We start from the raw sequence: 8,581 nt of genomic DNA on the forward strand, positions 1-8,581 counted from the left end.
AGCAAAAAAGGACGATTTACTCGCCCTTCGTTTTCTTCAAATAATCAATAGCCTCTTGAACAGTTTTCACAGGAACTACCTCAATATCCAACCCTGCTTTCTCCGCAGCTTCTTTAGCTTCCTCATAGTTGTTTTTAGCCTTTGGATCTTCCTTCAAAACTTCCACATCAACTGGATTATTTGGTACGAAAAAGATACTTGCACCTGACTTAGCTGCTGAAATAACCTTCTTATCAGCCCCACCAATGTCACCTACTTTTCCATCCTGCTCGATAGTCCCCGTACCAGCAATAATTCGACCATCACGTAAATCAGGCTCTGCGAGTTGAGTATAGATGGCAAGTGTAAACATCAGACCAGCACTTGGACCACCAATATCTCCCGTTTGAAAATCAATCGGAATCGAACTTTGAACCTCTGTATGATCTACGAGAGTGATGCCTATTCCGTTTTTTCCATTAGACAATTTGATAATCTTACCGTCCGCAGATTTTTCCTGACCAGCGCTAATATAACCAACTGTTACATCACTTCCAAGTTCCAAGCCACTCACATATTTTATCAAATCAGGAGAAGACTCAAATGTTTTTCCATTGATACTCACAACAGTGTCAGCAATATTAAGAACTTTTTTAAAGGTCGAATCATCCGCCAAGGCAAGTACATAGACACCAAAGAAATCAAGATTGACTTCTTTTCCTGCCAAGGTCAAACCTTGGTACTTGGCCATATTTTGCGATGTCTCCATGTAAAACTGTGCTATACGGAAATATTCTTCATTGTCGGCCCCTCCTGTCATCTCTTCAGAGGAACGAACTGTCGTATAGGGATCAAACTGAGCAGCAAATAGTTGCAGGGCTGTTGCCTGTTGGACTGACACATAGGTAAAGTTGTAAGAGCCATCCTCTTGGTCTATTTGATTGTTCACCGTTAGTACCTGACGAATATCAGCAGCTCCACCTGGACTTTCCAGATAATAAGGCAGACGAACAAAAACGGCAAACCAAATCAAAAGAGTTCCTAAAACAATAGATGCAATTAAGGTTAACTTCCTATTTTTCTTCATTCTTTCTAATCTCCTCACTAACAATTTCTGGAACATAAGGGCCTATGTCCTGTTTGAAATACAGCAATTCTCGAACCTGGCTGGATGATACGAACTTAAGCTCTGGCTTGGCGATTAAATAAATAGTTTCCAAATCTGGCGCCAACTGACGATTGTAAAAATCAAAACTTGACTCGTATTCCAAATCGGTCGCATTACGCAATCCTCGGACCAAATGTGTTACTCCATAGCGCTTAGCTACATCGACTACCAATTCATTTTCAGACAGAACGACCTCGATATTCACCATTCCTACAAAAAGCTTCTCCAAAATGGCTTTTCTCTCCAAGCCTGTCAAGAGTCCTGCCTTTTTAGGATTGGTAAAAACTCCCACATATAATTTATCAAATAGTCCACTCGCTCGTTCAATTAAGTCCAAGTGTCCATTGGTAATGGGGTCAAATGAGCCCGTAAATAATCCAATCTTATCTGACATATACTGTTACCTTACTAATTCCGTAGAGTTTCTCTTTCCATATCCCCAGCTCTGCTATTTCCTCAGGAAGAGAGACCGCCTTATCCGTTTCGCAGACTACCATAACATCATCTGCTAGTAAGTCACGGCGACAAAGTTCTGTTATCACTTCTTCAATTTCCTGCTCTGCATAAGGAGGGTCCAAGAATACCAGGTCGAAAGGACCTTCCACACTGTTCAAAGCCTGTCTAGCTTCCATTGCTAGAAGCTGAAATTTATCTGCTTCCTTAGTCATTGCAATATTTTCACGGATAATGGCTTGTGCTCGTCGATCTCGCTCAACCAGAACTGCTGACTCCATGCCACGAGATATAGCCTCGATAGATAAACCACCACTGCCGGCGTACAAGTCAAGAACTCTACCACCCTCAAAATAGGGACCAATCATATTGAACATGGCTCCACGGACCTTATCCGATGTCGGTCTGGTTGTTTTTCCATCTAACGTTTTCAGTGGTCTTCCACCATAGCTTCCCGATACAATTCTCATAAGGTATATTATAGCAAAAAATGAAGCTCGTTGCTGAAACCAAGTGCACTTCCTGCTTTCCTTTTTGCACCAACTTTTTCAACCTTCTACCAAATATGCTCTCAACCGCTATAGCAGGAAATCATTCTCGCGCTATTCAACAAAATGATAAAAATAAAAAGCAAGGAAATTCTGTTTTACGCGAAATTCCTCACTCTTATCGTACGTATTTAAACTAGATCGTTACAAGAAAAAATTAGTGTTAAAATACAAATAGCTATTTTTTCCAGTATGCTAATACGCCATAAAGAACCAGTAGCTAAAAAGCCTACGGATTATCTGGTGAACTCTCGTCAGCTGTTGGAACTGTTTCCACTGACTCAACCAGGCTAGTTGTTGAATCTGTCATTTCCTCCGGTGTTTCAGAAACTGTTGGAGTTTCTACCACAGGTGCTCCTTCACTGGTCGGAGGGACCGAAGTGCTTGTACTAGTTGACGCCACGCTGCTTGTATACTGGCTTGTTGAAGTCACACTTTGGTTTCCATATATATTTTGATTAGGTACTACATAAGATTCTTGTGAGGTCTCACTAGCTTCAGCAAGGTCCGTTGACTGACTGGTCCCTGTTTCAGATTTTTTTTTCTCATCAGCTACTTTTTGGACTGCTTCCGCCCTGACCAACTCCGCTTTTAGCTTAGCCTGTGTTTGAGCATCTGTCTGCTGTCCCACTAGCTCTTTTACTTGGTCAATCCGTTTCTGTAATGCTGCTTTTTTAGTCGCATCCGTAACCTTGTTTACTGCAGATTGTGCCTCTGCAAGTTTCTCTTCAGTATGTGTTCCTTCTAATACAATGACAGCATTCTCAGCATCCTGAAATACTGTATCAACCGTTTTTTTCTGATTGGGCACTTGCTGTACTGTCTTTGTATCACTTGTTTCGCTTTGAGCATTTTTATACCAACTAGCGCCTAAGCTAATCAATAAAATAAGTCCCATAAAAGAAATAATGCCAATTTCTGCCAATGACAACTTTTCAAATTTCTTTTCCATATTTTTGCCCTTATCCGTCTTATTGCATAAGAAAACACTCTAGCCTACTGACAACGCTACTTAGTCGTTTTTACCTTACCATTCCATCCATTTAGACCATAGCTTAAAATATAGATTTCGTTAAAGCCCTGTTTCTTCAGATGAAGGGCTGCAGGCGTTACCAACTGACCACGATCATTCTCATAGATTAAGACAGGTCTGTCCTTACGCAAAGCAGCTGTAGACTGGCGCAATTGCTGGTAAGGAATATTTCTCGCACCTAAGATATGCTTACGATTAAACTCACTCGGGTCTCGCAGGTCAATCAACTGACCTCCGTGTATCTTTTCTGCAAATTCTGCATTATCAATCACAGTCGCTGCACGACGCAATCTCCAGTAATTAAAACCCATCCAGGCTCCCAATACTGCCAAAAATACTAAAAATACCCAAAATGTTTCCATCACTCATTCTCCCTTGATTTCTGATACTCTAATTCCAAACGATGTTCACGTCGCAAAACCAATTCGGCCTCCATGTAGTCCATCCTATCCAGAAGACCAGCCTGATAAACGCGATTGAGCTCTATCTGCATCATCTCGATGTCATAGAGACGATTGCCCATGTAAACAATAATACCGAAACCTTTTAGTAATTGTTGCACATCGTAAAGTCTTTTCATAAAAAAATTGTAGCAGAATTTTATAAGATTTTCAATATAAAAACTCAGTTGGAATTTATGAAACGCTTAAAAAGGAGTGGATAAATCACCAATATTATCCAAGTCTAATATAGGCATTCAGTTTGCTTTTAGTACTCGCTCCAACTATCTGGGAGATAGTTGGAGACTGGGGATAAAGTGAACGATGTTCACGTCAAAAGCTGCAGGCATAACTGGAGTTAGGCAAAGCGAGTTAACGAAGTAATAAAAGATAAACTGAGTGCCTATATCATAACCAACCCTTTTCCTGTGCCACCTTAACAGCAGCCGTGCGGTTTTCTGCACCTAGCTTGGACAGGATTGAAGTCATATAGTTGCGGACTGTCCCATCAGACAGGTAGAGCTGGCTGGCGATTTCCTTATTGGACAGACCCTCTGCCACCAGCTTGAGCAGTTGACTTTCTTGGTCCGTCAAGGGACTACGTTGGGTCAGGAGTATATCCATTAACTCCGGCGAATATTCCTTCCGCCCCGCCAAGACTGTTTCAATGGTCCGCATAAGGTCCGAAATGGAGCGTTCCTTAAGCACATAGGCATCTACATCAACCTTGACCGCCCGCTCAAAATAGCCTGGTCGCTTGAAGGTGGTCATGATGACAACCTTGACGGGCAAGGATTTCGTTCGCACCCATTCCAAGACATCCAGCCCCGTCTTCTCAGGCATTTCAATGTCTAAGAGTAGCACATCTACTGGCTCTTTTTCCAAAAGAGCAAGGGCCTGACTGCCGTTTTCTGCCTGTAAAACAGCCTCAACCACATCTTGAAAGCCCAAGAGCTGACAGAGGGCATCCCGCAGCATCGCTTGATCTTCTGCGACTAAGATTCTCATTCTACCACCTCCTTAAGCGGAATTCGTATGGACAGGCGGGTTGGGTGAGCCAGAGAAAGAAATTCCAAGCTCCCCTGCACCGTCACCAGCCTATCCTTTATGGTATGCAATTCTTGACCGGTTAACTGGGCAAAGCCCACACCATTGTCTTCGTAGTGCAAGACTAATTCTTGCTGGTCTTCTTCAAATATCAAACGACACTTGCTAGCCTGGCTATGTTTGAGCAGGTTATTAGCCAACTCTCTCAGCACCATAGCCAGTTTGTTCTGGACAGGCAAGCTGAGCTGCTCTGCTATTTCCCCACCCAAAACGACCAAGTCCACACCTGCCAAGTCCAACATCTGTTGCAAAATCTGGAGTTCCTCTGCCACGGTGTGCTGCTTGAGGGACTGGACAATCTGGCGGACGTCCTGCATGGAGTCCTTGGCTAAGGTCTGGAGCTCCTGCACTTCCTTCTTAGCCTGGTCAATCTGGTCGTGGTCCAAAAGGGTTTTGACCAGCTCCGCCTTGACGGACAGCATGGCAAAGACATGGCCCAGAGTGTCGTGCAAGTCCTGACCGATGCGGTTGCGTTCGTTCTCAGCAAGCAGGAGGTTAATGGAAGCATTTTGCTCCTGGATCCGTTGCTGGAGAGCTTCCCGCTTGGTTTCAATCCAGCTGAAAATCAGCAAGGCCAGGCCGAAAAAGTGAATGATGAGTGTAAAGGCCCGCATCTCAAAGGGGACAGGACCAAAGAGAGCCCAGAGGACAATGGCCAGCAACAAGATCCCATAGGACACCGTCCGATAGGTCGGCCGAGTTTCCTTATAATACCAGCCTATCATATTGGACAGGTTGAAAATAAAGAGGGAAAACTGCAGATTGCCCCAAAAGCTCATAACGGCTATATAGGCAATCAGGTAAAACCAGCCCAGCATGGAGTAGAGCTTGTGGTCCGTGTAAAAGAGAGAACAATAGACCAAGGCAAAGAGAATGGTTGCTAGAACCACAGCCGTTGGATTTGGACTATACTGGGCGTAATAAAGCGGAAAATAGAGAAAGACCATGCCCACGAAGAACATGAGTGGTATCTTTCTTTTTTCAAAAATCATGGGTCACCTCACTGCTGTTCAGATTTTCTATGAATAGCCAGAGCAATTCCTAAGAAAATTATGGCATATCCTAGGACAATTAGCAAGGATTTCCAGAGAAAATCTCCCTCTTGAGCATAGGTGGTCACCAACTGATTGACATGGTAGCTGGGCATGAGTTTGCAGATTCGCTGCACCCAGTCAGGAAAGAGGGAAACAGGCATCCAAGAGCCACCCATGATAGCCAGAACAAAGTAGAGCAAGTTGGCCACCACCGACATGGTTTGTTCCGACTGGATTTGTACCAAAAGCAAGCCAATGGCTAGAAATACGATAGAGGTTACTAAAAGCAAGAGGGCCGAAATTACCCATTCTTGAGCTGTCATCTCTACTCCCTTGACCAAGCCTCCGACCGCAAAGACAATGGCGATGGAAGATACAAAGCAGAGAAAGACCCGTACAATTTTGGATAGATAATATTTCCAGATTGGAAGTGGAGAATGTTGTAGGAAGGTCAACCAGCTATTATTTCTATCCTCTGCCAGCATCATGGGAAAAGTAAAGAGAGCAAAGCCTGACATGGAAAATCCTGTCATGGTTAACATATAAGACTGAATAAAGGCCTTTTGCAAGTTCTCATAACCTAAGTCAACCGTCGAAGAAAAAATCAGGAAAAAGATGACAGGCATGCCGATAGATAGGAGAAAAACTCCCAAACTCCTAGATAATTTTAAAGCCTCTACTTGAACCAATGCTTTCATGCTTCTTCCTCCCTTGTCTTGTCAAATAGGCTGTTGAGCAGGGTTTTGTTCTGCACCTCTAAGTCTGAAATCCGACAACCTGCTTCCTGCAAATTCGCCCAAACCTGCTCAATAGCTCGGGTCTTGAAGCTGACCGTGTCCTGCTTATAGCTGATGTTATCAATTGCATCTAAGCCCTCTACTACCGTCGCAAAACGGATTGGCAGTGCTACTTCTTTTTCCTGCTCCTCACTTCGCATGGCAAATGGCGTCGTATCCCGCAAGAGCCTACCCTGGTGCAAGACCAAAATCCGCTCTGCCGTATGCTCCACTTCCTCGATGTAGTGGCTGGTATAAAAAATGGTCACGCCCTTTTCCTTCAAGTCATGGACAATCTCCCAGAAACGCTGACGGGTCGACGTATCCATGCCCGCCGTCGGTTCGTCCAAAAAGAGCAACTTTGGCTTGCCAATCAGACAGATGACAAAGGCCAAGAGTCGCTTCTGACCACCCGATAGCTTGCCTGCCAGCTGATTTTTTTGCTCTGGGGAAAAGCGGAGCAGGCTGTTGATTTCCACATCTGTCAGACTGTCCTTGTAGATAGCTTGGAAAAAGCGGAGCAATTCCCTGACCTTCAAGTCCGTTGGAATGGCATTTTCTTGTGGCAAGACTGCCACCCTTTCTTTATTGGACCGTGCCTGTGGAGCTAGACCGTCCAATAAAACTTGCCCTTTCGTCGCCTTTCTATCACCCAGCAAACAAGACATAAGCGTTGTTTTCCCAGCCCCGTTGGGACCAATCAAGGCCACACATTCCCCTGACTGTATCTCAAAAGAAATATCAGACAAAATGGTCCGTCCTTTGATGACTTTTTCTAGTGCTCGTACTTCTATCATCTTTCTACCTCCTATTTCCTAAACATCTTACATAGATAGTATATCTCGAAAAAGGAAGCCCCGCTAGAAGCCTTTGTCATGGACTCATGTGACAAATGTCATATTAAAGATTGCAGCAAAAAAGAGTCCTACTGGACCCTTCATCTATTTACAACTTAGGTGCTTGACCAAGTTCTGCTTGCAACATCCAAATATGTTTTTCAATACTAGCCTTAGCCACATTGAAAATGTCGTTGGTTACGCTGTCACCTTCTTCATCACTGACATCAAAACCTTTTTGGAACAAATCAGCTAAATAACGGAAAACATCCACCACACGCGCCAGTTGCTCTTCCATCGTCAAGCTATAATCCCCAGGAACCTCTTTCAGCTGACTATATTCAGAAAATTCTTTCAGTGTTGAGAACGGCGCACCACCTAAGGTGATTAAACGCTCACTCATCTCATCCAAATAGCCATCAATTTCTTCCATATATTCATCCATCTTTGGATGCCAAATCATAAAGCCACGACCACGCATATACCAATGAACTTGATGGAGGATAGAATGGGCTACTGATAAATCGGCCACCGCTTGATTCAAAACAGCCTTAGAATCAGCCAGTGATGGACGCGGGCTGAAGGAAGCAATTTCTGCTGGAGATTGATAATATTTTTGTTTCATCATATATCATCCTTTCTTTTATTTATAATTATTATAAATAAAAGAAGGAAAAATTGCAAGAACGGGAGTTTGACAGTTTGAATGACACAAAAGTGCCACAAACGTTGATGTGATGCTATTTTTTTTGTCAAATTTTCGTATATATTAATTGCGTACTTTTTTCGTACTGTGGTATAATAGAGTGAGGTGCGAATCTATGAGAGTTAAAAAATCAGTATCTAAAAATACAATCAATTATGCCATTATCAAAGATATTAAAGTTGGAAATAAAAGAACTTCTACCATTGTCGAAAATCTCGGCAATCATGAAACTCTTCAACAGCTACATCCCGAAATGGAACCAATGGAATGGGCAAAATTGCGGGCTAAAGAGTTAACCGAACTCGATAAAGAAGATAAACAAGAAATCTTAATCAAACTTCATGAGAATAGGCAGTTGAAACAGGACCAACGAAATGAGTATCATGGGGGATATTTGTTTCTACAGAATATCTATTATCAGTTGGGCTTGGATAAAATCTGTCGCGATATTCAGAAAAGGTATCACTTTAGTTTTCACTTAGATACCATTCTGTCTCGTCT

The 8,581-nt window shown here is 43.1% G+C and carries 11 protein-coding genes and 1 pseudogene; 1 reads left to right on the forward strand and 11 read right to left on the reverse strand.

Annotation, left to right across the window (positions count from 1 at the left end):
- Positions 1 to 16: 16 nt before the first annotated feature.
- The 11 genes from SST62_RS0103715 to SST62_RS0103765 form a co-directional block, all read right to left on the reverse strand.
- Positions 17 to 1,066, reverse strand: coding sequence for a SepM family pheromone-processing serine protease (locus SST62_RS0103715; RefSeq protein WP_029186342.1), 1,050 nt, complete (start codon positions 1,064 to 1,066; stop codon positions 17 to 19).
- Positions 1,053 to 1,541: a pantetheine-phosphate adenylyltransferase gene (gene coaD / locus SST62_RS0103720; protein ID WP_029186343.1), complete on the reverse strand. Its 489-nt coding sequence runs from the start codon at positions 1,539 to 1,541 to the stop codon at positions 1,053 to 1,055. The genes SST62_RS0103715 and coaD overlap by 14 nt, the downstream gene beginning before the upstream one ends.
- The gene (rsmD, locus tag SST62_RS0103725; RefSeq protein ID WP_029186344.1) at positions 1,531 to 2,070 is read right to left on the reverse strand and encodes a 16S rRNA (guanine(966)-N(2))-methyltransferase RsmD; all 540 of its coding nucleotides are present in this window, start codon (positions 2,068 to 2,070) and stop codon (positions 1,531 to 1,533) included. Before rsmD ends, coaD begins: the two co-directional genes overlap by 11 nt.
- A gap of 307 nt (positions 2,071 to 2,377) precedes the next feature.
- Complete coding sequence (locus SST62_RS0103730) at positions 2,378 to 3,100, reverse strand: hypothetical protein (protein WP_029186345.1); 723 nt, start codon at positions 3,098 to 3,100, stop codon at positions 2,378 to 2,380.
- Positions 3,101 to 3,156: 56 nt separating this feature from the next.
- A complete protein-coding gene (locus tag SST62_RS0103735; RefSeq protein WP_004194735.1) occupies positions 3,157 to 3,543 on the reverse strand; it encodes a rhodanese-like domain-containing protein in 387 nt (128 codons plus the stop codon).
- Positions 3,543 to 3,761: a YqgQ family protein gene (locus SST62_RS0103740; RefSeq protein WP_029186346.1), complete on the reverse strand. Its 219-nt coding sequence runs from the start codon at positions 3,759 to 3,761 to the stop codon at positions 3,543 to 3,545. Before SST62_RS0103740 ends, SST62_RS0103735 begins: the two co-directional genes overlap by 1 nt.
- Positions 3,762 to 4,029: 268 nt before the next feature.
- Positions 4,030 to 4,629, reverse strand: coding sequence for a response regulator transcription factor (locus SST62_RS0103745; protein ID WP_029186347.1), 600 nt, complete (start codon positions 4,627 to 4,629; stop codon positions 4,030 to 4,032).
- Complete coding sequence (locus SST62_RS0103750; RefSeq protein WP_029186348.1) at positions 4,626 to 5,720, reverse strand: sensor histidine kinase; 1,095 nt, start codon at positions 5,718 to 5,720, stop codon at positions 4,626 to 4,628. The genes SST62_RS0103745 and SST62_RS0103750 overlap by 4 nt, the downstream gene beginning before the upstream one ends.
- 8 nt (positions 5,721 to 5,728) lie before the next feature.
- Positions 5,729 to 6,460 carry an ABC transporter permease gene (locus SST62_RS0103755; protein WP_029186349.1) on the reverse strand — a complete coding sequence of 244 codons (732 nt, stop codon included), beginning with the start codon at positions 6,458 to 6,460 and terminating at the stop codon, positions 5,729 to 5,731.
- Positions 6,457 to 7,335, reverse strand: coding sequence for an ABC transporter ATP-binding protein (locus SST62_RS0103760; protein ID WP_029186350.1), 879 nt, complete (start codon positions 7,333 to 7,335; stop codon positions 6,457 to 6,459). Before SST62_RS0103760 ends, SST62_RS0103755 begins: the two co-directional genes overlap by 4 nt.
- Before the next feature lie 148 nt (positions 7,336 to 7,483).
- Entirely contained in the window at positions 7,484 to 8,002 is a 519-nt protein-coding gene (locus SST62_RS0103765; protein WP_029186351.1) for a Dps family protein, read from the reverse strand.
- 193 nt (positions 8,003 to 8,195) lie between these two features.
- On the opposite strand from SST62_RS0103765, the pseudogene SST62_RS0103770 reads away from it, so the two are divergent.
- Positions 8,196 to 8,581, forward strand: a pseudogene (locus tag SST62_RS0103770) (transposase); the annotation flags it as partial.

Source organism: Streptococcus suis YS56 (genome assembly GCF_000440115.1).
Taxonomy (GTDB): Bacteria; Bacillota; Bacilli; order Lactobacillales; family Streptococcaceae; genus Streptococcus; species Streptococcus suis_L.

Excerpts from the sequence above, each read along its gene's own strand:
- SST62_RS0103715 (WP_029186342.1), bottom strand. The coding sequence starts at position 1,066 with ATGAAGAAAAATAGGAAGTTAACCTTAATTGCATCTATTGTTTTAGGA.
- coaD (WP_029186343.1), bottom strand. The coding sequence starts at position 1,541 with ATGTCAGATAAGATTGGATTATTTACGGGCTCATTTGACCCCATTACC.
- rsmD (WP_029186344.1), bottom strand. The coding sequence starts at position 2,070 with ATGAGAATTGTATCGGGAAGCTATGGTGGAAGACCACTGAAAACGTTA.
- SST62_RS0103730 (WP_029186345.1), bottom strand. The coding sequence starts at position 3,100 with ATGGAAAAGAAATTTGAAAAGTTGTCATTGGCAGAAATTGGCATTATT.
- SST62_RS0103735 (WP_004194735.1), bottom strand. The coding sequence starts at position 3,543 with ATGGAAACATTTTGGGTATTTTTAGTATTTTTGGCAGTATTGGGAGCC.
- SST62_RS0103740 (WP_029186346.1), bottom strand. The coding sequence starts at position 3,761 with ATGAAAAGACTTTACGATGTGCAACAATTACTAAAAGGTTTCGGTATT.
- SST62_RS0103745 (WP_029186347.1), bottom strand. The coding sequence starts at position 4,629 with ATGAGAATCTTAGTCGCAGAAGATCAAGCGATGCTGCGGGATGCCCTC.
- SST62_RS0103750 (WP_029186348.1), bottom strand. The coding sequence starts at position 5,720 with ATGATTTTTGAAAAAAGAAAGATACCACTCATGTTCTTCGTGGGCATG.
- SST62_RS0103755 (WP_029186349.1), bottom strand. The coding sequence starts at position 6,460 with ATGAAAGCATTGGTTCAAGTAGAGGCTTTAAAATTATCTAGGAGTTTG.
- SST62_RS0103760 (WP_029186350.1), bottom strand. The coding sequence starts at position 7,335 with ATGATAGAAGTACGAGCACTAGAAAAAGTCATCAAAGGACGGACCATT.
- SST62_RS0103765 (WP_029186351.1), bottom strand. The coding sequence starts at position 8,002 with ATGATGAAACAAAAATATTATCAATCTCCAGCAGAAATTGCTTCCTTC.